The sequence below is a fragment of the Microbispora sp. ZYX-F-249 genome (genome assembly GCF_039649665.1).
In the GTDB taxonomy this organism is placed as follows: Bacteria; Actinomycetota; Actinomycetes; order Streptosporangiales; family Streptosporangiaceae; genus Microbispora; species Microbispora maris.
On sequence record NZ_JBDJAW010000004.1, the window covers coordinates 280150 to 303906 of the forward strand.

At 72.2% G+C, this 23757-nt stretch carries 24 protein-coding genes; 7 read left to right on the top strand and 17 right to left on the bottom strand.

From position 1 onward, the window contains the following. Positions 1 to 11 precede the first annotated feature (11 nt). Positions 12 to 899 carry an EamA family transporter gene (locus AAH991_RS07775; protein ID WP_346225059.1) on the top strand — a complete coding sequence of 296 codons (888 nt, stop codon included), beginning with the start codon at positions 12 to 14 and terminating at the stop codon, positions 897 to 899. Between the two features lie 100 nt (positions 900 to 999). Next, complete coding sequence (locus AAH991_RS07780) at positions 1000 to 1596, top strand: Uma2 family endonuclease (protein WP_346225060.1); 597 nt, start codon at positions 1000 to 1002, stop codon at positions 1594 to 1596. Between the two features lie 29 nt (positions 1597 to 1625). Here AAH991_RS07780 and AAH991_RS07785 read toward each other — a convergent pair whose 3' ends face one another. Next, on the bottom strand, positions 1626 to 2504 hold the full coding sequence (locus AAH991_RS07785; protein ID WP_346225061.1) for a LysR family transcriptional regulator: 879 nt from the start codon (positions 2502 to 2504) through the stop codon (positions 1626 to 1628). 81 nt (positions 2505 to 2585) lie between these two features. On the opposite strand from AAH991_RS07785, the gene AAH991_RS07790 reads away from it, so the two are divergent. Further along, positions 2586 to 3821: an MFS transporter gene (locus AAH991_RS07790; RefSeq protein WP_346225062.1), complete on the top strand. Its 1236-nt coding sequence runs from the start codon at positions 2586 to 2588 to the stop codon at positions 3819 to 3821. Here the strand turns inward: AAH991_RS07790 and hemL are convergent. The 7 genes from hemL to AAH991_RS07825 form a co-directional block, all read right to left on the bottom strand. Next, positions 3803 to 5098, bottom strand: a complete 1296-nt coding sequence (gene hemL, locus AAH991_RS07795; RefSeq protein ID WP_346225063.1) for a glutamate-1-semialdehyde 2,1-aminomutase — start codon at positions 5096 to 5098, stop codon at positions 3803 to 3805. The two genes, AAH991_RS07790 and hemL, sit on opposite strands and share 19 nt — an antisense overlap. Positions 5099 to 5143: 45 nt before the next feature. Further along, the gene (locus tag AAH991_RS07800) at positions 5144 to 5788 is read right to left on the bottom strand and encodes a bifunctional DNA primase/polymerase (protein WP_346225064.1); all 645 of its coding nucleotides are present in this window, start codon (positions 5786 to 5788) and stop codon (positions 5144 to 5146) included. A gap of 118 nt (positions 5789 to 5906) precedes the next feature. Beyond that, the gene (gene hemB / locus AAH991_RS07805; RefSeq protein ID WP_346225154.1) at positions 5907 to 6893 is read right to left on the bottom strand and encodes a porphobilinogen synthase; all 987 of its coding nucleotides are present in this window, start codon (positions 6891 to 6893) and stop codon (positions 5907 to 5909) included. Between the two features lie 68 nt (positions 6894 to 6961). Further along, positions 6962 to 8551, bottom strand: a complete 1590-nt coding sequence (locus AAH991_RS07810; protein ID WP_346225065.1) for a bifunctional uroporphyrinogen-III C-methyltransferase/uroporphyrinogen-III synthase — start codon at positions 8549 to 8551, stop codon at positions 6962 to 6964. Continuing rightward, positions 8548 to 9420 (bottom strand): hydroxymethylbilane synthase, encoded by an 873-nt coding sequence (gene hemC, locus AAH991_RS07815; protein WP_428833961.1) that lies wholly within the window; start codon positions 9418 to 9420, stop codon positions 8548 to 8550. Before hemC ends, AAH991_RS07810 begins: the two co-directional genes overlap by 4 nt. 35 nt (positions 9421 to 9455) lie before the next feature. Beyond that, positions 9456 to 10754 carry a glutamyl-tRNA reductase gene (locus tag AAH991_RS07820; protein ID WP_346225067.1) on the bottom strand — a complete coding sequence of 433 codons (1299 nt, stop codon included), beginning with the start codon at positions 10752 to 10754 and terminating at the stop codon, positions 9456 to 9458. A 25-nt stretch (positions 10755 to 10779) separates the two neighbouring features. Further along, positions 10780 to 11478 (bottom strand): redox-sensing transcriptional repressor Rex, encoded by a 699-nt coding sequence (locus tag AAH991_RS07825; protein ID WP_346225068.1) that lies wholly within the window; start codon positions 11476 to 11478, stop codon positions 10780 to 10782. 194 nt (positions 11479 to 11672) lie between these two features. On the opposite strand from AAH991_RS07825, the gene AAH991_RS07830 reads away from it, so the two are divergent. Next, entirely contained in the window at positions 11673 to 11921 is a 249-nt protein-coding gene (locus AAH991_RS07830) for a glutaredoxin family protein (protein WP_169980938.1), read from the top strand. 16 nt (positions 11922 to 11937) lie between these two features. Here the strand turns inward: AAH991_RS07830 and AAH991_RS07835 are convergent, their stop codons facing one another. After that, positions 11938 to 13584 carry a hypothetical protein gene (locus AAH991_RS07835; RefSeq protein WP_346225069.1) on the bottom strand — a complete coding sequence of 549 codons (1647 nt, stop codon included), beginning with the start codon at positions 13582 to 13584 and terminating at the stop codon, positions 11938 to 11940. A 181-nt stretch (positions 13585 to 13765) separates the two neighbouring features. Between AAH991_RS07835 and AAH991_RS07840 the strand changes: the two genes are divergently transcribed. From AAH991_RS07840 to AAH991_RS07850, 3 genes are all read left to right on the top strand, one after another. Further along, positions 13766 to 14413, top strand: coding sequence for a sigma-70 family RNA polymerase sigma factor (locus AAH991_RS07840; RefSeq protein WP_346225070.1), 648 nt, complete (start codon positions 13766 to 13768; stop codon positions 14411 to 14413). A gap of 157 nt (positions 14414 to 14570) precedes the next feature. Next, on the top strand, positions 14571 to 15320 hold the full coding sequence (locus AAH991_RS07845; RefSeq protein ID WP_346225071.1) for a DUF5667 domain-containing protein: 750 nt from the start codon (positions 14571 to 14573) through the stop codon (positions 15318 to 15320). A 66-nt stretch (positions 15321 to 15386) separates the two neighbouring features. Continuing rightward, on the top strand, positions 15387 to 16256 hold the full coding sequence (locus AAH991_RS07850; RefSeq protein ID WP_346225072.1) for an HAD family hydrolase: 870 nt from the start codon (positions 15387 to 15389) through the stop codon (positions 16254 to 16256). 46 nt (positions 16257 to 16302) lie between these two features. On the opposite strand, the gene AAH991_RS07855 is transcribed toward AAH991_RS07850, so the two are convergent. From AAH991_RS07855 to AAH991_RS07890, 8 genes are all read right to left on the bottom strand, one after another. Continuing rightward, positions 16303 to 17325, bottom strand: a complete 1023-nt coding sequence (locus AAH991_RS07855) for an alpha/beta fold hydrolase (protein WP_346225073.1) — start codon at positions 17323 to 17325, stop codon at positions 16303 to 16305. A gap of 78 nt (positions 17326 to 17403) precedes the next feature. Next, a complete protein-coding gene (locus AAH991_RS07860; RefSeq protein ID WP_346225074.1) occupies positions 17404 to 18828 on the bottom strand; it encodes a serine/threonine-protein kinase in 1425 nt (474 codons plus the stop codon). Positions 18829 to 18906: 78 nt separating this feature from the next. Next, positions 18907 to 19809 (bottom strand): lysophospholipid acyltransferase family protein, encoded by a 903-nt coding sequence (locus tag AAH991_RS07865; protein WP_346225075.1) that lies wholly within the window; start codon positions 19807 to 19809, stop codon positions 18907 to 18909. After that, positions 19809 to 20855 (bottom strand): NAD-dependent epimerase/dehydratase family protein, encoded by a 1047-nt coding sequence (locus AAH991_RS07870; RefSeq protein WP_346225076.1) that lies wholly within the window; start codon positions 20853 to 20855, stop codon positions 19809 to 19811. Before AAH991_RS07870 ends, AAH991_RS07865 begins: the two co-directional genes overlap by 1 nt. A gap of 71 nt (positions 20856 to 20926) precedes the next feature. After that, the gene (locus AAH991_RS07875; RefSeq protein ID WP_018654693.1) at positions 20927 to 21025 is read right to left on the bottom strand and encodes a 30S ribosomal protein bS22; all 99 of its coding nucleotides are present in this window, start codon (positions 21023 to 21025) and stop codon (positions 20927 to 20929) included. 155 nt (positions 21026 to 21180) lie between these two features. Then, complete coding sequence (locus AAH991_RS07880; protein ID WP_030456159.1) at positions 21181 to 21384, bottom strand: helix-turn-helix domain-containing protein; 204 nt, start codon at positions 21382 to 21384, stop codon at positions 21181 to 21183. A gap of 312 nt (positions 21385 to 21696) precedes the next feature. Then, positions 21697 to 22488 (bottom strand): phosphatase, encoded by a 792-nt coding sequence (locus AAH991_RS07885; RefSeq protein WP_346225077.1) that lies wholly within the window; start codon positions 22486 to 22488, stop codon positions 21697 to 21699. A gap of 46 nt (positions 22489 to 22534) precedes the next feature. After that, positions 22535 to 23698: an acetoin utilization protein AcuC gene (locus tag AAH991_RS07890; RefSeq protein WP_346225078.1), complete on the bottom strand. Its 1164-nt coding sequence runs from the start codon at positions 23696 to 23698 to the stop codon at positions 22535 to 22537. Positions 23699 to 23757 lie beyond the last annotated feature (59 nt).

A 23757-nucleotide genomic window follows, 5' to 3' on the forward strand; every position in this document is an offset into this window, starting at 1 on the left:
TCCCCTGCTCCATGCGCCCCCGCCACCTGGCTCTCGCCGTCGCGCTCGCCGCCGTCTGGGGCTTCAACTTCGTCGTCATGCAGACGGGCCTGAAGCACTATCCGCCGCTGACGTACGCCGCCCTCCGGTTCCTGCTGGCCGCCTTCCCCGCCGTGCTGGTCGCCGGAGGGCCACGCGTGCCCTGGCGGTGGGTGCTGGCCACCGGCGCGTCGCTCGGCGTGGCCCAGTACGGCCTGCTGCTGCTCGGCATGCGCGCCGGCATGCCCGCCGGGCTGACCTCTCTGGTCCTCCAGGTGCAGGCGGTCTTCACCGCGCTGTTCGCGACCGCGCTGCTGGGCGAGCGGCTCGGGCGGCGCCGGATCGCCGGGACGGCGGTGGCCTTCGGCGGCCTGGGCCTGATCGCGGCCGACGTGGTCGCGAGGTCGGGGGCGATCCCCTTCGGCGCGTTCCTGCTGTGCGTCGGCGCGGCGGCCGGGTGGGGGCTCGGCAACGTCGCCACCCGCAGGGCCGCACCACCCGACTCCCTGCGCTTCATGGTCTGGGTGAGCGCGGTCTCGGCGCCGCCCCTGCTGGCGCTGGCCCTGGCGACCGAGGGGGCGTCCTCGCTGGGGTCGTTCACGGCCGAGGGCGTGGGCGCCGTGGTCTACACCGCGTTCCTGTCCACCTTGGGCGGCTTCGCCGTCTGGGGGTGGCTGCTGGCCCGCTACGACGCCTCGGTCGTCGCGCCGTACAGCCTGCTCGTGCCGGTCTTCGGCATCGCCGCCGCCGCCCTGTTCACCGGCGAGCCGATCTCCCTCCTCACGGTCGCCGCGGGCGCCCTCATCCTCGCCGGCCTCCTCTACGCCGGCTCCCGCCCCCGTACGGCCCCCGCGAGACCCCTCGCCCCCGCCTCCCGCTGATCCTCGCCCTCGCAAGCCAATCGGGAGACAATGGGGAAGGGTCACGAGATTGAGTGGAACGGCTACCGTGAGTGACGAGGATGACACTAAAGTGCACGACGTGAGCAGCGCACTCGAGTACTGGCCGGCGCCGCCTCCCTGGGGGTGGGCCGCAGACGACCTCGATCATCTGCCCTATGAGGGCCCGAACGGCGAGCCCGACTTCTTCAAACACGTCGAACTGATCGATGGAGCACTCGTCTTCATGTCCCCCCAGCGGCGGTTCCACGAGCGGCTCATCCGCGGCCTGACAGAACGACTCGACGCGGAGGCCCCCACGCATCTGTCAGCCGTTCAGCAGATGGACGTCAAGCTGGGGGAACGGACGCGGCCGTGCCCGGATCTGATGGTCATCGACGCCGAGGCGGCGGCGGACAACGCGCGCACTTTTTACGAGGCGCGAGAGGTCCATCTCGTGATCGAGATCGTCTCCCCCGAGTCCGTGGAGCGTGATCGCAAACTCAAGCCGCTGCGGTACGCCGAGGCGGGCATCCCGCACTTCTGGCGGGTGGAGGAGACCGACGGGCGTCCCGTCGCCTACGTGTACGAACGGGATCCCGCCACGGGCGCGTACGCACTGACGGGGATCCACCACGGGCACCTCGCGGTGCAGGTGCCCTTCCCCGTCGAGGTGGATCTCGATCAACTGGTGAAGTGAGGCCCGAAAAGCGGCGACCCTCGGGAGGCTCAGCCGCTTTCCGTGTGATCCGCGCGTAGCAGCTCGAGGAAGGCCGTGGCCGCCGGGGACGACCGATCGCCCCAGATCAGGTGCTCCACCCGCGTCGGAGCGTCGCGAAGGCGGATCACCCGCAGGTCGGGAAAGCGCGGCGCGTACGCGGCCGGCAGCATGCCCACGCCGAGGCCCTGACGCACCAGGTCGACCATGAACTCGGCGGACGACACCTCGAAGGGCACCTCACGCCGCACCCCCGCCGCCGCGAAGGCCTCGTCCGACTGCGCCCGCCCCGCATGGCCGGTGCGGAAGTCGACGAACGGCTCGTCGGCCAGGCTCCGCAGGTCGGCCTCGCCCTCTGTCAGGTGGTGATCGGCCGCGACCACGGCGACCAGCTCGCCGCCGCCGAGGCGGCGGCTGCGCACGCCCTTGGGCTCCGCGCGGGGCGGCAGGCCGAGGAACGCGACGTCGACGCCGCCCTGCCTGACGCGGTCGGCCAGTTCTCCGCTGCCCGCCGAGGTGAGCGTGATCCGCACGCGCGGATGGCGCAGGCAGTAGTCCCTCAGGACGACCGGCAGGTCGACGGCCGTCACGGTGGGAACGGCGCCGACGGCGAGCCGCCCGCGGATCTCCCCGCCGGCCACCGCCACCTCGGCCCGCGCGCGGTCCGCGGCCTCCAGGCACTCCCTGGCCGCGGGCAGGAACGCCTCACCCGCCGGTGTCAGGCGTACGCGGCGGCTGGTGCGCTCGAACAACCGCGCTCCCAGTTCCCGCTCCAGAGCGGCGATCTGGTGGCTGAGCGCCGACTGCACCACCCGGCAGTGCTCGGCCGCCCGGGTGAAGTTGCTGGTCTCCGCGACCGCGACGACATACCTCAGCTGCTGCAGCTCCACCTATCGATCGTATTCATCGATCGATAATGATGACAACTATGTGTTGGACTCATAGGTCGGTGCTCGCGCACCCTTGAGCCCATGACCGAAACGAGAACGGCCGCCCCCGGCGGACGTACGCACACGGCCGTGAGGTCCTGGCTCGGCGTCGCGGCGATCACCGCCAGCCTGTTCGTCTTCCTCACGACCGAGCTGATGCCCGTGGGCCTGCTCACTCCGATGAGCACGAGCCTGGACATCTCGGTGGGCGTCGCCGGGCTGATGGTCACCCTGTACGGCGTCTCGGCCGGGCTCGGCGTGCCCTTCATCGTGGCGTGGACCAGGCGCGTCGACCGGCGCGTCCTGCTGTCCACGCTGCTGGCGACGCTGACCCTGGGCAACGTGATCACCTCCGTCTCGCCGAGCTATCCGCTGATCCTGACGACCCGGCTCGTCATGGGATTCGCGAGCGGGGTGTTCTGGGCCATCGGCGTGAGCATGGCGATGCGTCTTGTGGCGGAACGCCACGCGAGCCGGGCGGCCGCCATCGTGATGTCCGGCATCTCGGTCGCCGCGGTCGTGGGCATGCCGCTGGGAACGGTTCTGGAGAGCCTCGACGGCTGGCGGACCACGTTCCTCATCTGGGCCGGGCTCAGCGCGCTGGTGTTCGTCGCGGTCGTCGCCGTCGTCCCGTCCCTGCCGTCGACGAACGCCGTCTCGGTGCGTGAGGTCTTCGGGCTCCCGCTGCGGAACGCGCGGCTGCGTCTGGTGCTGGTCGCCGTCGTGCTCTTCGTGCTCGGCCACTTCGGCGCGTACACGTTCGTGCGCCCCTACCTGGAGCAGAGCGCGTCTGCCACGCCCTTGTTCGTCACGCTGGTGCTGATGCTCTACGGCGCCGGGGGCGCGGCCGGGAACTTCGCCGCCGGCTTCGCGGTGAGCAGGAATCCGCGGGGCGGCTTCATCGCCGGCTGCGCCGGGCTCGTGGTGTCCTTGCTGCTGCTGCTCACGATCGGGCACGGGCCGGGCGGCTCGATCGTCACGCTGGTCGTCTGGGGAGTCTCCTTCGGCGTCGTCCAGCTCTCCCAGATCACCATGACCCAGGCCGCCGCGCCCGGCACCTTCGAGGCCGCGATGTCGCTCAACACCATGGCCTACAACACGTCCATCGCGCTCGGGGCGCTGTTCGGCGGGCTGTTCGTCGACCACCTGGGCGTCACGAGCGTCGTCTGGTACGGCCTGGCGCTGACGGCGGCTTCGCTGCTCCTCGTGCTCGGCACCCGCCCGAAGCCGGCGCGCGCCGGGCACGAGGGTGGAGCGACTCAGACGCCGGCGGCCTGAGCGGCGGCCTTGGCGGCCAGGGGCAGGGCCTCGGCCACCTGCGTGAGCGCCGCGTCGTCGTGGGCGGCCGACAGGAACCACGCCTCGTACGCCGACGGCGGCAGATAGACGCCCTGGTCGAGCATGCTGTGGAAGAACGCGCGGTACGCGTCGGCGTTCTGGGTGCGCGCCGAGTCGAAGTCGGTGACCGGGGTGTCGGTGAAGAAGATGGAGAAGAGGTTCCCGGCCCGCTGGAGGCGGTGCGGGACCCCGGAGGCGGCCAGCGCGTCGGAGGCGGCCCGGCCGATGACCAGGGCGGACGCGTCGATCCGGTCGTAGGTGTCGTCGTCGCAGGCGCGCAGCGTGGCCAGCCCGGCCGCGCAGGCGAGCGGGTTGCCCGACAGCGTGCCGGCCTGGTAGACGGGCCCCTCGGGGGCGAGGGCGGCCATGACCTCCGCCCGGCCGCCGAACGCGGCGGCGGGCAGCCCGCCGCCCATGACCTTGCCGAACGTCATGAGGTCGGCCTCGACGGGGTCGATGCCGTACCAGCCGGAGGCGGACACGCGGAACCCGGTCAGCACCTCGTCGATGATCAGCAGCGCGCCGTGCTCGGTGCACAGCTCGCGCAGGCGCCGGTTGAAACCGTCGGCGGGCGGCACCACGCCCATGTTGGCCGGGCACGCCTCGGTGATCACGCAGGCGATCTCGAAGCTGCGGAACGCCTCCTCGACCGCCTCCACCGAGTTGTACGGCAGGACGATCGTGTCGGCGGCCGCGGCGCCGGTGACGCCGGGGGTGTCGGGCAGGCCGAACGTGACGACCCCGGACCCGGCCGAGGCCAGCAGCGCGTCCACGTGCCCGTGGTAGCAGCCGGCGAACTTCACGACCTTCGCCCGCCCGGTGAACCCGCGGGCCAGCCGTACGGCGGACATGGTGGCCTCGGTGCCGGAGCTGACCAGGCGGACCTTCTCGACGGGGGCCACCCGGGAGACGATCTCCTCGGCGAGCAGGACCTCTCCCTCGGTCGCGGTGCCGAACGAGAAGCCGCGCGCGACGGCCTCCTCCAGCGCCTCCACGACGGCGGGGTGGCGGTGGCCGAGGATCATCGGGCCCCAGGAGCACACCAGGTCGACGTAGCGGTTGCCGTCCACGTCGGTGATGTACGGGCCCTCGCCGGAGGCCATGAATCGGGGCGTGCCGCCCACGGCGCCGAAGGCGCGCACCGGCGAGTTGACGCCGCCGGGAACGATCCGGCAGGCGCGGTCGAACAGGTCCTCGGAGGTCTGCGTGCGAGTCACGCCCTCCAGATTACGGGCCCGCCCACGCGGCTCCCGTACCGGGAACTACTCGCAGAAGTCGGCGAGCAGGTCGAGCACGCGCAGCGGGTCGGGCAGGGGACGGCCGTCGGGAGGCCTGATCCAGCTCACGACCCCGCCCAAGGGGGTGGTGGACGGCGGCGCGAGCACGTAGCTGTCCCGGCAGTGCCAGCGCAGCCCCGGCGTGCTGTCGATCGTCTCGGGTCCCGCGTCCAGGCTGCAGGACCACCACTCGTCCTCGTCCTCGGGCGCCCCACGCGTCGCCACGAAAAAAAGCACCCGGTCGCCGTTCTCGGCGACCGGGCCCGTGTCGAAGCCTGCGGCGTCCATGGCGGCCAGGGCGGGACGGCCCGCCGCGGCCGGTACGTCGAACACGTCGAACACCCTGCCGGTGGGCAGGATCACGTTCGCGTCCGGATCCTGCTTCCACCACCGCGTGAGCAGCGCGGTGTCCGTCGTGGCCTGCATCTGCCACGCGGGCGACAGCGGGTGCATCCCGGGGTCGGGACAGCCGACCCGGTCACAGGAGCACGCCCTGCCCCCCTCGCTCAGCGGATGCGCGCCCATACAGCTCGCCCAGCCCAGTTGCGCGTACTCGAGCACCGACGTCATCTTGCGCGGCGCGTGATGCGCACGCCGTTTCGCACGTCGGGCCAGCGGTACCCCCACCATGGCGCTCCTCCCCACAAGCGTCCCCGCCGCCCTCCTGCGATGCGCAAGATGCTCGCGGTACGTACCTGATAATGCCTTCTGGCCGGTCGCGGCGCGGCAGGACCCCCCTGATGAGGTGTCAGGATAGTCCGCGGGCGACCTCGGTGGCCCAGTAGGTGAGGATCATGTCGGCTCCGGCGCGGCGGATCGCGATCAGCGACTCCATGATCACCCGCTCCCGGTCGATCCAGCCGTTGGCCGCGGCCGCCTCGACCATCGCGTACTCGCCGCTGACCTGGTAGGCCGCGACCGGCACCTCCACGGTGTCGCGCACCTGCCGCAGGATGTCCAGATAGGCCAGGGCCGGCTTGACCATGACGGCGTCCGCGCCCTCGGCCAGGTCGAGGCGCACCTCGCGCAGCGCCTCGCCGACCGGGCCGGCCGGGTCCTGCTGGTAGGCGCTCCGGTCGCCGAACTGCGGCGCGCACTCCGCGGCGTCGCGGAACGGCCCGTAGAACCCGGAGGCGTACTTGGCGGCGTACGCCAGGATCGGGACCTCGGCGAAGCCCTCGGCGTCGAGGGCCGCCCGGATGGCGCCCACCTGGCCGTCCATCATGCCGCTCGGCGCGATCATCCTGGAACCGGCCGCCGCCTGCGCGACCGCGGCCGACGCGTACCGCTCCAGCGTCGCGTCGTTGTCCACCTCGCCGTCGGCCGTCAGCAGGCCGCAGTGGCCGTGATCGGTGTACTCGTCCAGGCAGGTGTCGGTCATCAGCACGAGCGCGTCGCCGAGGTCGGAGGCGAGGTCGCGCAGCGCCACCTGGACGATGCCGTCGGGGTCGTCGGCGCCGGAGCCCCGGGCGTCCTTGTGCGCCGGGATCCCGAACAGGATGATCCCGCCCACGCCGGCCTCGGCCGCCTCGTGGGCCGCCTTGCGCAGTGACTCGCGGGTGTGCTGGACGACCCCGGGCATCGAGCCCACCGGCTGCGGCTCGGCGATGCCCTCCTTGACGAACACCGGCAGGATGAGCTCGGCCGGGTGCAGCCGCGTCCCCGCGACCATCCGGCGCATCGCGGCGGTACGGCGCAGCCGCCGGGGCCGCGCCACCGGGTATTGGGCGTTCACAATGGTCTCCCCGCTCGTGATCGCGCCGGCCCGCGGGATCGTCTCCCGCGGGCCGCGCACGATCTGGTTCATTTCACGCGGCGCCGTGCGCCCCTGCGCATCTGGGACGGCCGGCGGGGCACCTCGCCCGCCGAGACCGCGGCGTGCCGCATCTTGGCACCGTAGTCCGCCAGCGCGGCCGCGAGGGCCGAAGCGGACGGCTTGTCGGCCATCACGTCGACCCGCAGGCCGAACTCCTCGGCCGTCTTGGCCGTCTGCGGCCCGATGACCGCGATCACCGTGACGTTGTGCGGCTTGCCGGCGATGCCGACGAGGTTCCGCACCGTCGAGGACGACGTGAACAGCACGGCGTCGAACCCGCCGCCCTTGATCGCCTCGCGGATCGGGGCCGGCGGCGGCGCGGCGCGCACGGTCCGGTAGGCCGTCACGTCGTCGCACTCCCAGCCGAGCTGGGTCAGGCCCGCCACCAGCGTCTCGGTCGCGATGTCGGCCCGCGGCAGCAGCACCCGGTTGATCGGGTCCAGCATCGAGTCGTACGGCGGCCACTCGGCCAGCAGGCCCTCGGACGACTGCTCGCCCGTCGGCATGAGGTCGGGCTTCACGCCGAACTCGACCAGCGCCCGCGAGGTGGCCTCGCCCACGGCGGCGACCTTGAGCCCGGCGAAGGCCCGGGCGTCGAGGCCGTACTCCTCGAACTTCTCGCGCACCGCCTTGACCGCGTTGGCGCTGGTGAAGGCGACCCACTCGTAGCGGCCCGTGACCAGGCCCTTGATGGCGCGGTCCATCTGCTGCGGCGTGCGCGGCGGCTCGACGGAGATCGTCGGCACCTCCTCGGGCACCGCGCCGTACGAGCGCAGTTGCTCCGACAGGCCCTTGGACTGCTCCTTGGTGCGCGGCACCAGGACCCGCCAGCCGAACAGCGACTTGGTCTCGAACCAGGACAGGCGCTCGCGCATGCCGACCGCGTCGCCGACGACGATCAGCGCGGGCTCGGTCATCCCGGCGTGCTTGAGGTCCGGACCGAGCCGCCCGAGCGTGGAGACCACGGTGTACTGCTCGGTGGTCGTGCCGTCGCTGGTCACCGCCACGGGCGTCGAGTCGGGCTTGCCGGCGGCGATCAGCGCCTTGCCGATCGGGACCGCGTCCGCGACGCCGTTGTAGATCACCAGCGTGCCCTCGCACGCGGCGTGCTTCGCCCAGTCGCCGGTCTGCGCGGCGTCCACGATGCGGAACTCCGGCACCGACGCCGCCGGCGGGATGCCGGCGTAGGTCAGCACGGCCGTGGCGGGCGGCACGCCCGGCACGATCTCGAAGTCCACGTCCGCCTTGGCGCAGGCGGCCACCTCGTCCGTGACGGAGGAGAAGAAGGACGGGTCGCCCGAGCACAGCCGCACGACCGTGCGGCCCGCCTTGGCGGCCTGGATGGTCTTCAGCGACACCGAGTTCTCCGCCGCGTCGGCGGAGATGTCGACGACCTCGACGTCCTCGCGGCAGTGGCGCAGCAGCGAGCCGTACGCCTGCCGGTCGAGCACGACGACGTCCGCCCTGCCGAGCAGGTCGGCGCCGCGCAACGTGAGCAGGTTCTCGTCACCGGGGCCGGCGCCGACGAAGGCGACGAACCCGGACCGGGTCTGAGTGCTGTGATTTCCGGGGCTCAACGGGCCTGCTCCCCCATCAACGTGTCGGCCCCCTCGGCGATCATGGCTGCCGCGAGATCGCGGCCCATCTCCACGGCCGTCGAGGTGGGTCCGGAGGTGGACTTGCGCACCGACCGTGCGCCGTCGACGGCGACGACGGTGGCGGTCAGATTGAGAATGTGCCCGTCACCGGAGGCGAAAGCACCTACCGGGGCCGCGCAACCGGCCTCGAGGGCGGCGAGCACCGAGCGTTCGGCGCCCACCGCGGCCCGCGTCAGCGGGTCGTCGACGGCGCTCAGCAGCTCGATGAGGTCATCGCGGTCGGACAGGCATTCGACGGCGAGGGCGCCCTGCCCGGGGGCGGGCAGCATCTCGTCGACCTCGAACACCTGGGCGATCTCCGCGTCCCGGCGGATCCTGACCAGCCCCGCGGCGGCCAGCACGATGGCGTCGAGCTCGCCCGACGTCACCTTGCCGATGCGGGTCTCCGCGTTGCCCCTGATGGGGACGTACTCGAGATCCGGCCGGATCAGCCGCAGCTGGGCCACCCGGCGCGGCGAGCCGGTGCCGATGCGGGCCCCGGCGGGCAGGTCGTGCAGCTTGACCGGGCCGACGAGCGCGTCGCGCGGGTCGTCCCGCCGCGTGATCGCCGCCATCGCGATCCGCTCGTCCGGCTTGGTCGGCAGGTCCTTCAGCGAGTGGACCGCGAAGTCGACCTCGCCCGCGAGCAGCCTGCCGCGCAGGTCGTTCACGAACACGCCGGTGCCGCCGAGCTGGGTCAGATGGGCCCGGGACACGTCACCGAACGTGGTGACGCCCACGAGCTCCACCTCCCGGCCGGTCAGCGCGGTCAGCCGGTCGGCGACGATCTGCGACTGCGATGTCGCCATCAGACTCTTGCGGGTGCCGAGCCGCAGGGGGACGGTCACTGTTCCACCTCCAGGCTCGCGACGGCGTCGGGCGTCTTCGGGTCGAGGCCGAACAGCTCGCGCAGCGCCTCCGCGTACTGGTCGCCGCCCGGTGAGGCGGCCAGCCGCTTGACCCGTACGGTCGGTTCGTGGAGCAGCTTGTCCACGACCCGCCGCACAGTCTGGGTGATCTCGTCGCGCATGCGCCCGTCGAGGTCCGGCAGGCGGGACAGCAGCCGGCCCATCTCGGCCTCGACGACCCCGGCGGCCTTGCTGCGCAGGGCCACGACCGTCGGGGTGACGAGCGCGGCGCGCGCCGCGTCGAGGTAGGCGGCGACCTCCTCGGCCACGATGCGCCTGACCTCGCAGATCGCCTCGGCCCGGCCGCCGTCGGAGACGTCCTCGCCGACGCCGTCCTGCTGCATCGACTTCAGGTCGACCAGCGTCACGCCGGGCAGGGCCCGTACGCCGGGGTCCACGTCGTGCGGCAGCGCGAGGTCGAGGAGGAACAGCGGGCGCGCGCGGTCCCCGATCATCTCGGGGGTGACGGTGCGGGTCCCGGCACCGACGCAGGAGATGACCAGGTCGGCCTCGGCCAGCTCGGCGGGGACGTCGGCCAGGTCGGCGGCCCGGCCGCCGACCGTCTCGGCGAGCCGTTCCGCCCGCTCGCGGGTGCGGTTGGCGACGACGATGTCGGTGACGCCCGCGCGGGACAGGGTCGCGGCGGACAGCGAGCTCATCGAGCCCGCGCCCACGACCAGGGCGCGCCGGCCGGTGATCGGGCCGATCACCCGCTCGGCGAGCGTCAGCCCCACCCCGACCAGGGACGCGCCGGCGCGGTCGATGCCGGTGTCGGCGTGCGCGCGCTTGCCCACGCGCAGCGCGTGCTGGGCCAGCTCGTTGAGCGTGGTCCCGGCCGTGCCCTCCTCCTGCGCCAGGCGCAGCGCGCCGCGGATCTGGCCGAGGATCTGCCCCTCGCCGATCACCATGGAGTCGAGCCCGCAGGCGACGGTGAACAGGTGCTGGACCGCGCGGTCCTCGTAGTGCACGTACAGGTGCCGCGCGAGCATCTCCTGCGGAAGGCCCGAGTGCGCGGCGAGCATGTTCGTCACCGCGGTGACGCCGCCGTGGAAGCGGTCGACGACGGCGTAGACCTCGACGCGGTTGCACGTCGAGACGACCAGCGCCTCGGACACGTTCTCGTCCGCCTGCACGTCGTGCAGCAGCTTGACGAGCGCGTCCCCGCTGACCGTGACACGTTCGAGCAGCGCGACCGGTGTGGTCCGGTGGCTCAGGCCGACGACGAGGACACTCATGAGCTCGCTCCGATCGATGGCTCACTCACATGACCACCCCGTCCGGCCACTCCTCGGCCATGATGGGCCCTCCATTAGCCTTGCGCTGCTCGTGGAACGCAAGTATCTGCAGTTCGATGGATAAATCGACTTTACGGACGTCCACGCCGTCAGGCACAGCCAGGACGACGGGGGCGAAGTTCAAAATACTGGTGACACCGGCCGCGATGACACGGTCGCAAACCTGCTGCGCCGCCGTGGCGGGGGTGGCGATCACCACGATCGACACCCCGCGCTTGCGGATCACCGACTCCAGCTCGTCCGTGTGCTCGACGACGAGACCGGCGATCCGGTCGCCCACGACGTGGGGATCCGCGTCGAGCAGGCCGGCGATCCGGAACCCGCGGGAGGCGAAGCCGCCGTAGTTGGCCAGCGCGCGGCCGAGGTTTCCCACGCCCACGATGGCCACTGCCCAGTCCTGAGTGAGACCAAGCTCACGCGATATCTGGTAGATGAGGTACTGCACGTCGTAGCCCACGCCCCGGGTGCCGTACGACCCGAGGTGGGACAGGTCCTTGCGGAGCTTGGCGGAGTTCACCCCGGCGGCGAGCGCCAGGTCCTCCGAGCTCACCGTCGCCGTGCCGCGCTCGGCCATCCCGTTGAGCGCGCGCAGGTAGAGCGGCAACCTCGCCACCGTGGCGTCGGGGATGCCGCGGTCGCGGGCCTGCGGGATTCGGCGGATCACTTGCCGGGGCTCCAGGGGGACGGACGGCCGGTTACGCCCCCGGCCGCACAGCGGATGCGACGGATGAACACCAGGTTAGTGCATTTGTGAAGCGATGCACAAAGTGATCGTGCGCCGCTTCCCACGTATCCAAGGGTCGCAGGAGGGGACGCCGGTCTCCATGCCGGGCCACGAGGATCGCAATAATCGAGAGCATGGCTCCTCGAGATCACCGGATCACGCTGCTCGGCAAGCCCGGCTGCCATCTGTGCGACGACGCCCGCGCGGTGATCGAGCGCGTGGCCGCGGAGCTGGGCGTTCCCTGGGAGGAACGCGACATCACCGCCTCGCCGGAGGACCAGGCGGAGTACTGGGAGATGATCCCCGTCGTGCTGATCGACGGCGTGCAGCACGACTACTGGCGGGTGAACGAGAACCGGCTCCGCGAGGCCCTCACCCGCTGACCCCGCCCGGGAGGGGTCACAGAATCTGGCGGGTGGGGAGGGGGACCACCTTGGCGGCGTTGACGCTGAGCTCGATGACGTTGGCCGCCAGCACGTACCTCACCCGCTCGGTCGCGAACCGCTCCATGTGCGGCTGGCGCTGGTGCTCGGCGTAGCCGACCTCGTCCCGGTAGAGCTCGTAGACGATGCGCTGGAGCGGCGCCGACTTGACGCCGTGGCAGACGAACAGCAGCGTGTCGGGCTCGTTGCGCTGGACGGCCTCCACCGTCTCCTCGGCCAGCTTGTCGAACGCCTCGCCCGAGCCGTCGAGCAGCGTGAAGACGGTCAGCAGGCCGTAGATGCCGGGGGCCGGCTTCACCGAGCCCCCCTGACCGGCGGGCCCGCCCGCCGGCCGGTCCCCCTGCCCGCCGCCAGGGCGGTTGACGGGCGGCCGGGACCTGCCGCCGAACCCCACGCCGAAGCTCGCCGCGAGGTCGGCCGGGTCGGGCACCTCCGCCCCCGGGTAGAGGGCCCCCGTGGCGGGCATCGCCCGGTCGGGCTCGGGCGCGGACGCCGCGGGCATGCCGTACTCGGGCCGGGGAGGCTGGCCGTACTGGTCGGCGGCGAGAAGCTGGCCGGTCGCCGGCCCGCCGAAGTCGTCGGCGGACGGGCGGCCGTCGGAGGGCCGCATGCGGGCGGCGTAGTCGACCTCGCCCTGCTCCCCCGCCCGGTATTCGGCCACCAGGTCGCCGAGCCCGGATCGGCGCGGGGCTCCCGGCCCCGCGGCCGCTCCCGGAACCCCCGGCGCTCCCGGGACACCCGGTGCTCCGGGAACCCCGGGCGGAACCGCGCCGGGCCCCGCGGGGCGGCCTCCATGAGCCCCGCGCGGCGGCGCGGGCGGTCCCGAGGGCGCGGAGGGCACCCGGGTCTCGGCGCGCAGGGCGCTGTCCGCCCGGCCGCCGCGCCGTCCCCGCCACTCCTCCTCAGGGGCCTCGTCGTCCTCGTCCTCGTCGTCGTACGGCGCGAGCGGGCGGGCCACGGCGTACCAGACGCCGCCGGCGGAGGCGGCCAGCACCACGACGACGACCAGCCCCGGGAGCCCGAACTCGAGCACGCCCGAGATCGCCATGCCCGCCGGGGCGACCACGACGGTCGCGTTCATGTTGTCGACGTCGTAGTCGTCGCCGTCCCGCCAGGCCAGCAGCGCCATGGCGAGGCAGAGCAGGAGCAGGAAGACCACCAGGCCGTGGACGCCCCGCAGCAGCCACTCGGGCCAGAGGTCCCAGTGGGCCGGCCCGTCGGGCAACGTCTTGCCGAACCCGGCGGTGACGACGGGGTCGAGCACCATGATGACCGTGCCCACGACGGTGAGCGCGGCGCCGAGGAGCCAGCCGGCGAAGCGGGCGCCGCCCTTCTCCGAGAGGAGCTGGATGACGCCGATCGTCAGCCACAGCGGCGCCAGCAGCGACCCGGTGATCTGGTACGCCCGGAACGTCACGGGTCCGAAACCGGTGAGGTGGCCGACCGCGATGGCGCCGAGCGACAACGCCAGCGCGCCCGTGGCGATGCTCCACGCGATCAGCCAACCGGCCGGCTCGTCACGGAGACGCCCGACGAGAACGCCGGTGGTGATGCCGGCGAGCAGGGCGCCGGCGAACGCGAGGAGTGCGACGAGGACTTCCATGGTGGCACCCATGCTGCCGGACATCGGCTCGTCACCGGTAGCCGGTCGCCCTGTACGGGAATGTCACCACCCGCGTCTCCTCCCCCGAACACGATTCCTCCACCCGAACGGATTGTGTTATCTCCGGTTGATTTCTAGAGTGTTCGAGCACGCCGACTCCCCTTCCCCCATGGGATAACGGATGCCGAATACGTGGCCGTTGGCCGGGCTGTCCCCTCCGGCCGCCGCAGGAGCAGCGCAACCCACGCGCTCCGCCGGTCTCTCCGACCGCGAGCACGAGTACGACGAGATGCGAAGCCTCGTGCTGCGCGCCAAGACCGGCGACAGCGAGGCGTTCGGCATGCTCTACGACCACTACCTGGAGCTTGTCTACCGATACGTCTATTTCCGGGTCGGCAGCCACGCGCTGGCCGAGGACCTGACGAGCGAGACGTTCCTGCGGGCGCTGCGGGGCATCGCCGAGTTCACCTGGCAGGGCCGCGACTTCGGCGCCTGGCTGGTCACGATCGCCCGCAACCTCGTCACCGACCACTTCAAGTCGGGCCGCAACCGTCTCGAGGTGACCACCGCCGAGATACTCGACACGCCCCTGGACGGCCCGCACATCCCCGAGAACGCGGTCGTCGCGAACATGGTCAACGAGCGGGTCATGCAGGCCATCAAGCAACTGAGCGCGGAGCAGCAGGAATGCGTGATCCTGCGCTTCCTGCACGGGATGTCGCTCGCCGAGACGGCGAAGATCATGGACAAGAAGTCCGGGGCGATCAAGGCGCTGCAGTTCCGGGCGATCAGGGCGCTCGCCCGGGCGCTCCCCGACGATCTCGGCTGAGCCCCCCGTAACCATTACCCATACCCCATCGTTGGGCATGTGGCAGGTCGGATCTTCAGGCGGGATCCGCGGGCCGGCCGGGAGGTGACGAACGTCTCCCAGCGGCTCGGCGCGCGTATCTCCGCCGGGCGTCAAGCGGGGGATGGCGGGAGCGGTGATGGGCTGGTGGCGACCCTCGCGCCGGGCGTGCGGCGGGTCGAAGGCCCGCACCCGCGGCGTCGCCGGCCACCGGGGCCCGTTCCGGGGTAAGCGGCCGGCCCGCACCCGCGGGGCCGTCGCGCGCCTGACCGGCCTGCGCGCCCGGCTGGGCGACGGCCCGAGGCCGGAGTTCCGCGAGAGGCTGCGTGCCGAGCTGATGCGCGCCCACGCCGCCGAGCGCGCCGCGGGCAGGCACGCGGCGCCGCCCGCCGCCGGGTCCCCGCGGCCGCGGCCCCGCCGGTCCCCGCTCGTACGACTGCGCCCCCTGCTGGTGTTCTGCGTGCTGCTGGCGGGGATGTTCGGCACCGGTGTGCGGACCTACCACTCGGTGCCCGGCGAGGTGCTGTACCCGCTGAAGAGGCTGGCGGAGTCGACGGTGCTCGACCTCGCGTACGGCGAGGAGGAGCGGGCGAAGCGGGAGATGGTGGCGGCACGGCAGCGGGCGGCCGAGACCGCCTCGCTGGTGGGCGCGTCCGCCCCCGACAGCCGCCGGCTGATCGCGCAGACGCTCGACGACATGGAGACGACCACGAGGTCCGCGCTCAGCCGGGTGGCCCGGCGGGGCCAGACCTCCGGCGACGCCCGCAAGTTCGCCCGTGAGCAGCACAATCTGGTGGAGCCGCTGCTGCCGAAGCTCGACCAGGAAAATCGCGACAAAGCGAACCAGTATCTGAGTTATATCGACTCGTTCACGGGTTCCGGACGTTGACACGTCATGTCCCGCTCACACCCTGGTCCCGTTCCCGGCACCGTCCGGCGGTTAAGCTGATGAGCCATGAGGCGGCTATTGCGACGGCGGGAAGCGGCGGAAATCGCCGGTGAGGTGGCGGCCGCCGCGGCGGTGACCACCCCCGAGGTCGTCCCCGACCTCACGGCTGCGGCGTTCTTCGACGTGGACAACACCATGATGCGCGGCGCCTCGATCTACCACTTCGCCCGGGGGCTGGCGGCGCGCGGCCTGTTCACCAGCCGTGACCTCATGAAGTTCGCGCTCGGCCAGGCGTGGTTTCGCGTACGGGGCAACGAGAACCCCGAGCACATCGCGAAGGCCAAGGAGATGGCCCTCGCCTTCGTCGCCGGGCTGAAGGTGGACGAGGTCGTCCGGCTGGGCGAGGAGATCTACGACGACGTGATGGCCGACCGCGTGTGGCAGGGCACCCGCGCGCTGGCCCAGGCGCACCTCGACGCCGGGCAGCGCGTGTGGCTGGTCACCGCGACACCGGTCGAGCTGGCCCGGGTCATCGCACAGCGGCTCGGGCTCACCGGGGCGCTCGGCACGGTCGCCGAGACCGCCGACGGCGCCTACACCGGCAGGCTCGTCGGCGACCTGCTGCACGGCCCGGCCAAGGCCGAGGCCGTCCGGGCGCTGGCGCGCCGCGAGGGCCTCGACCTCGCGCGCTGCTCGGCCTACAGCGACTCGGCCAACGACCTGCCCATGCTCTCCCTGGTCGGGCAGCCGCACGCGATCAACCCGGACAGCGAGCTGCGCGAGCACGCCAGGGAGAACGGCTGGGACATCCGCGACTTCCGCACGGGCCGGAAGGCGACGATGATCGGCCTGCCGATCGCCGCGACCGCGGGGGCCATCGCGGGCGGCGTCGCCGCGGGCATCGCGCTGCGCCGCCACTACCGCTCCGCTCTCTGACCCCGCGCCCGGCGGATTCCCCGCACCGCGGGCGGTGGCCGGGTGGTCAGGCCACCGGCCGGTCCGCCACGGCCCGCATGATCAGGGCGGCCAGCTCCCGGTTCACCAGATCCGGGCGTTCGTAGCCGATCATGTGCCCGGTGCCGGGCATGCGGACGAACCGGGCGGCCGGCAGCGCCTCGGCGATCCTGCGGCTGTGGGCGAGCGGGGTGAGCCGGTCCCGCTCTCCCACCATGACCAGCGTCCGCACGGTCTCCAGCGCCTTCAGCGCGGCGTGCTTGTCGTGCACCCGGAAGTCCCGGAAGAACCCGACCATGACCTCGGTGGGCGTCGCCGTGGCCATCGCGTTCACCACCCGGATGTGCCGGCGGCGCGCGCCCTTGCCGAAGGCGACGTACCGGGTCACCGGCAGGTTCGTCCAGCCCTTCAACCGGGGACGCGCGTCGATGACCGCGGCGCGGGCCATCATGTTCTCGAACACCGATGTCGTGACCCGGGGAGCCAGCCGTCCGAGCGGCCCGGGGAGACCGAAGGTGCTGGTGTCGAGGCCGCCGGACGAGGTGCTGAGCAGCGCCGCGCCCGCCACCCGCGACTCGGCCAGGCCGGGATGCCGGTCCGCGAACGCCATGATCGTCATCCCGCCCATCGAGTGGCCGACGACGACGACGGGCAGTCCCTCCGGCACGGCGGCCTCGATGACCGCGGCCAGGTCGTCGCCCAGCCGGTCGATCGTGTACGACTCCACCGCCCCGGCCGAGGAGTCGCCGTGCCCACGCTGGTCGTAGAAGACGAGCGTGCCCAGGCCCGCCAGGGCCTCGCGCTGGAGCTCCCAGCAGTGCCGGTTCATCAGCCAGCCGTGCGCGAAGACGACGGCGCACCGGGGGTCGGGATGATCGTCGATCTCGACGGCCAGGCGTACCCCGTCGTCGGTGGTGACCGTCGTCCGGCGCGCGGGCACGCCGGTGCGAGCCTGTGCGGTCTTCGCCCGTCCGGTCCGCACGCGTCGCGCGGTGCCGATCGCCAGGCCGAGGGCGAGCCCGGCGAGGGCGGCCTTCCGCCCCTTGTTCATGGTGCTCCCGTGGGGATGAGGGTGAGCACACCATACCGACCAGTAGGTCGCTGCGTTAGCCCCGGTCCCGGCCCGACGTCAGACGCCCTTGCGCAGCAGGGTCGCGGTAGCGCTGTAGGACATCCCGCCGACGGAGCCGTTCGGGAAGTAGGTCAGCAGGATCTTGCCGTCGCCGGCCTGCAGCGTCAGGCGGCCCTGCCGGGTGCACCTGGTCCCCTTGAGGATCGTCTCGCGGAGGATGAACTGCCCGTCGGCGTCCTTGCGGGTGACGGTCAACACGCCCGCGCAGCCCAGCGAGGGATAGCTGACCAGCGCCCGCGCACCCGGCTTGATCACCACGGTCATGGGCCAGTTCTTGCCGTTGCTCTGCGTCAGCACCCCCTCCCACACGCCCGCGAGCGTAGGGGGCAGCCGGGGCGGCGTGGAGGCCCGCGGGGAGGAAGTCGTCCGGGCGACCGTGGTCGCCCGGCCCCCGGTCGTGCCGCCGGACCCGGTTCCCCCGGCCGGGGAACCGGCGCCGTTCGTCAGCCACAGGGCGGCGCCCCCGCCCAGGGCGAGCACGGCGGCGGCCGCCACCGCCGCGTACACCGCCTTCCCGAAACGACGGCGCACGGCGGGAGCGGCGGCGCGGGCGCCCGGACCCGTCTCCCGGTCCACGGCGCGGGAGCCCGGGCCCGTCTCCCGGTCCGCGGAGTCGGCCGAGCCGAGCAGGCGCATGAGAACCTCGCGCATGGCCGGCCGCTGCGCCGGCTCCTTCGCGAGGCAGCGCGCGACCAGTGCGCGCAGCGGTTCCGGCACACCGGCGATGTCGGGCTCACCGTCGATCACCCGGTAGAGCACGGCATGAGTGGTGTCCGCGGCGAACGGCGAGCGGCCGGTGGCGGCGAAGGTGATCACCGCTCCCCACGCGAACACGTCGGCGGCGGGGCCCACCTCGGCGGCCTTGATCTGCTCCGGGGCCATGTACGCGGGGGTGCCGACGACCTGGCTGCTCACCGTGGCCGTCGCGTCGAGCGCCCGGGCGATGCCGAAGTCGATCACGCGGGGGCCGTCGGCGCCGAGGAGCACGTTGCCGGGCTTGAAGTCCCGGTGCACCAGCCCCGCCTCGTGGATGGCGGTCAGCGCCGTGGCCGTCCCGACCGCGAGCCGGTGCAGGGCGGCCCCCGTGCGCGGCCCGTTGCGGGCCACCTCCTCCTGCAGCGACGGCCCGTCGACGTACTCCGTCACGATGTACGGCGGGTCGGACCACAGGTCGGCGGCGAGGAACTGGGCGGTGCAGAACGAGGCGACCCGCTGGGCGACGGCCACCTCGCGGGCGAACCTGCTCCTGGTCGTCTCGTCGGCGGCGATCTCCGGGCGCAGGACCTTGACGGCCACCGGCGCCCCCGCGCCGTCCGTGCCCAGATAGACGATGCCCTGCCCGCCGGCCCCGAGCCGCCGGACGATGCGGTAAGGGCCGATGAACGTGGGATCGCCGCCGCGAAGGGCGGATGGTGCCGTCACTCGAACGCCCCCGTTGAATGGCGGTTGCGGGCCCACTTGTCCCGATCTACGCCACTAAAGCAGCAGCAGCCTCTGTTGTCACATCACGATCGGGGGGAAGGCCGGCCCCCGGCGCAGCCGCAGGGCGTCGAGCTGCCCTTGCATGACCTCCCGGACGTGGTCGGTCAGGTCGAAGACCAGCATGGGGTCGTCGGCCTCCTCCGGGGCGTACTCGTCGGTCCTGATCGGCTCGCCGAACTCGATCAGCCACTTCGACGGCAGCGGGAGCAGGCCGAGCGGCCCGAGCCACGGGAACAGCGGCGTGATCGGCAGGTACGGCAGGCCGAGCAGCCGGGCGAGCGACGGGATGTCGCCGATTTTGGGGTAGATCTCCTCCGCCCCCACGATGGCACACGGCACGATCGGCACGCCGGCTCTGATCGCCGACGCGACGAACCCGCCCCGGCCGAACCGCTGGAGCCGGTAGCGCTCGGAGAACGGCTTGCCGATGCCCTTGAAGCCCTCGGGGAAGACGCCGACGACCTCGCCCTTGCGCAGCAGCCGGTCGGCGTCCTCGGGGCACGCGAGCGTGTGCCCGGACTTGCGGGCCAGGTGCCCGAGCACGGGCAGCTGGTAGACCAGGTGGGCGCCGAGCAGACGCAGCGGCCTGCCCAGCTCGTCGTGCATCGCGACCTGCAGCATCAGCGCGTCCACGGGCAGCGTGCCGGAATGGTTGGCCACGATCAGCGCGCCGCTGTCGGCCGGCACGTTGCCCAGGCCGAGGGCCTCGGTCCTGAACCAGTGCCGGTAGAGCGGGCGCAACGCCTCCAGCAGCACCGTCTCGTTGAGCTCGGGGTCGTAGCCGAACTCGTCGACCTCGTACTCGCCGGTGATCCTGCGCCGCAGGAAGGCGAACAGCCCGGCGAGCCGCTCGTCGGCCGTGTTCCCCGGCACGCTCCCAGGCGTGCCCTCAGCCGTGTGCCGGTCCCGGAAGTCGTCCATCAGCGTCCCGTCAGGAGATCGGCCAGCCAGTCGACCACGGCGCGCGGCAGCTCGCCCGGGCCGCCGCGGGAGCGGAGGAAGTCGTCGAACGCCGCCGCCGTGCTGTACTTCGGCCGCCAGCCGAGCTCGGCGGCGAGCCTGGTGGTGTCCACTGCGCGGCCGTGGCTCATGAGCGACAGCTGCTCGGGTGAGAAGTCCACCAGCCGCGCGCCCCGGGCGATCCCGCTGACGAGGCGGAAGGCGGGAGACGGCATCGGCACCACCGGCCGGCCCGTCCGCCGTGCGCACTGCGACAGCAGCAGCACGCCGTCGCCCGCGACGTTGAACACGCCGGGGTGGTCGGCCCGCGCCGTACGGCACAGCACCTCGACCGCGTCGTCCTCGTGGACGAACTGCAGCCGGGGGTCGAACCCGAGCACGGTGGGCAGCACGGGCTGGGAGAAGTACCGCGTCAACGGCGAGTCGACGCCCGGCCCCATGAGGTTGGCGAACCGCAGCGTGGTCGTCGTCACGTCGGGCCGGCGCCGGGCGAAGCCCCGCACGTACGTCTCCACCTCTGTGGCGTCCCTGGCGTAGCCGTGATGGGACACCTCGACCGGCAGGGTGTCCTCGGTGAAGACGGCCGGAGCGTGCGGAGAGGAGCCGTACACGGCCGTGGTGGACCGCACGACCACCCGGCGCACCGTGGCGGAGCGCTGACACGCCGCGAGCAGCTGCATCGTCCCGATGACGTTGTGCTCCTTCATGGCCGGCCGGCCGCCCACGGTGTCACCGGCCCGGCCGCCGCCGGGGCCGCTGACCAGGCTGAGGTGCACGACGGTGTCGACGTCGGCGTCCCTGATGACCTTGACGAGGTCGGGACTGCGCAACGCGACCCGGACGAACTCGGTGCGGCCGAGCACCGCGCCGTCCTCCCCGGCGGGGGATGGCGGCGGCGCCGTGTCCACGCCGATGACCCGGTCGATCTCCGGGTCGGCCGCCAGCGCGATCGCCACACGAGCGCCGATGTGACCGGAGACGCCGGTGACCAGCACAGTACGAGTCATCGATGCCTCGCCGGGGGTGTGCGTGTTCACGGTGGCCCGGTCCCTGAGGACCGGTGCGCGCTCCGTCTCGGCTACTTCTTGTTACGCCGCTGGATACGGGTCTTCTTCAGCAGCTTGCGGTGCTTCTTCTTGGCCATGCGCTTGCGGCGCTTCTTGATCACAGAGCCCACGGGACCCCCAGGTGAAGGTGTGTCTGTCCAACCGGCGCGCGAGCGCACACCGGCACAACAGACTACCGGCGATCCGTGGTAGATCGCTCCCCCGGGGGACCCCGCATCGGCCGGGAGTCGGCCACGTCACCGTCAAACGCGGCCTCCCGGGCGGTTCACCCTGCTTCGATGAACGCGTCCCGCAAGTAGTCGTGGACCGCCTGCTCGGGCACCCTGAAGGACCGGCCGACACGGATGGCCGGTAACTCGCCGGAGTGCACAAGCCGGTACACGGTCATCTTGGACACCCGCATGACGGTCGCCACCTCGGCCACCGTCAAGAACTTCACCTCGCTGAGAGGTCTTTCGCCTGCACCCATCGGACGCCTCTTCCGCACGTGTTTCCGGGTTATCCCCACTGGTGCCATTGCTCACGCACGTGTACTGCCGTCAGCGTAAGTCCGGACTCCGACTAGGCAAACCCCTCATTCCATCAGTCATCAGAGCCGTATGCCGTCAAAACCGGGAAACTCGCTGGCAGCAGCCGGACCGTGCCCCTCGCCTCAACCTTGGAACGGACCAACTTCTCTCCCATTAGAGTCGCCCAGGCACAGAAAAAAGTTGGCAAACGGTCGGCACAGAGGCACAAAAGCGGGCGCGAAATGCCCGGTTTGGGAGGTCCGGAAGGGGAATCAGAGGCTGCGGGCCACCCGGGCGAGCAGGTACGCCGTCAACGGAGCGTAGAAGCGGGGTAGCACGTTGTCGTCCAGGGGCACGGTGACCGCGATCTTCCCCTCGGCCTCGCCCACGAACAGCGCCGGGTCGTTGCTGTCGGCGAAGCCCACGGTCTCGACCCCGGCCTCGCCCGCGGCCCCGGCCCAGCCGTGATCGGCGATCACGAAGTCGGGCCGCTCCTCGGCCAGCATCGCCTCCATCGGCATCGCCTCATGGGTGTGCACGAACGTGCCCCGGTCCTCCAGCATCGCCACGCCGTCCAGGTAGCGGATCCGCCTGCGGCGGCCCAGGCCGCCGATGTGCGTCCACCCCTCGGCCGGGAAGAGCAGGGTCGCCCCGTTCTCCGTGAGGAACCGCGCCAGCGCGAGGTGGATGGTGAGCAGACCGGTCGGGTGGCCGGTGGCGAGCACGATCCGGGGCGAGGCACGCCGCAGCACCTTCGCGATCCGCTCGCCCATCTCCTCGACGGCGTCGATGGTCCGCTCGGGGTCGATGGTGTCGGGGCCCTCGCGGTGCCCGGGATCGGCGACCACCCCCGCCTTCTCGGCCATCAGCGCGAGCACCTCGTGATAGGACCACTCGCCCTCGAAGTTGAGCCCGAAGAGGTAGTGCGGGTCGCGCAGCGCGAGCGACCGGTAGTGATCGAGGTTGTTCTCGCGGCTGGTCGCCACGTCACCGGCGATGGCGGTCCTGACGAGATGTTCGCGCAGTTCGGCTCTGGTGGGCGTTCGGGAGGGCGGAAGGGTCACGACAGGTACAGCGCTCCTCGGCTCGGTGTGATTCCGGCCCCCACGGCTACGGCATGGGGTCCAGCCCGTGGAAGGGGAACACCGCCTTCCTGGTCGCGATGACGGCCCGGTCGACGGCGTCGGCTGGATCGTACCCTTCCGAAATGTCACGCCATTGCGGATGCCGTCCGTCCGTCATCCGCAGCGGCGGGATCTCCCCGGTGCGCTCCCGCACGAAGGTACGCCAGGTCTCCGGGGTCTCGGCCGACGGTTCGACGGGGCGTCCCACCGCCTCGGCGATCAGGTGGGTCCACGCCCGCGGGACGACCTGGACCAGCTCGTATCCTCCGCCGCCCACCGCGATCCACCGGCCCCCGGCGGTCTCGTGGGCCAGCCGGTGCAGCGCGGCGTACGCCGTGCGTTGCCCGTCGAGGCTGAGCATGAGGTGGGCCAGCGGGTCGAGGGCGTGGCTGTCGCAGCCCTGCTGGGTGACCAGGATCTGCGGCTGGAAATGCCGCAGCAGCGGCGGGACCACCGCGTGGAAGGCGCGCAGCCACCCGGCGTCGCCGCACCCGGCCGGCAGCGCGACGTTGACCGCCGTGCCCTCCGCGCCGGTCTCCTGGGGAAAGCCGGTGCCGGGGAACAGCGTGCGGGGGCTCTCGTGCAGGCTGATCGTGAGCACCCTCGGGTCGTCGTAGAACGCCGTCTGCACGCCGTCGCCGTGGTGCACGTCCACGTCCACGTACGCGATCCTCGTCGCGCCCTGCGCCAGCAGCCACGCGATGGCGACGGCCGGGTCGTTGTAGACGCAGAAGCCGCTGGCGGCGCCGGGCATGGCGTGGTGCAGCCCGCCGGCGACGTTGACCGCGTGCTCGGCCTCACCCGTCCACACCGCCCTGGCGGCGGCCAGCGTCGCCCCCGTGACCAGGGCGGAGGCCTCGTGGACGCCCACGAAGGCGGGATTGTCCTCGGTGCCGAGCCCGTGGCGCAGGTCCGGGCGGCCGTCCTTGGAGACGTTCTTGACCGCCTCGATGTAGTCCCGGTGGTGCACCAGCGCGATCTCGTCCTCGGTCGCGGGGACGCAGCCGGTCATCTCGGCGGCGTCGAGCACGCCCAGGTCACGGGCGAGCGCCATGGTGAGCTCGACGCGTACGGGCGCGAGCGGATGGCCGGGCCCGAAATCGTAAGAAACCAGAGCGTCGTTCCAAACCACCCGCACCGCCTGACTCATGCCGCGACGCTACCGCACGGCCGGTCGCGGACGACCATACGGGCGTCGCGGACCGTGAC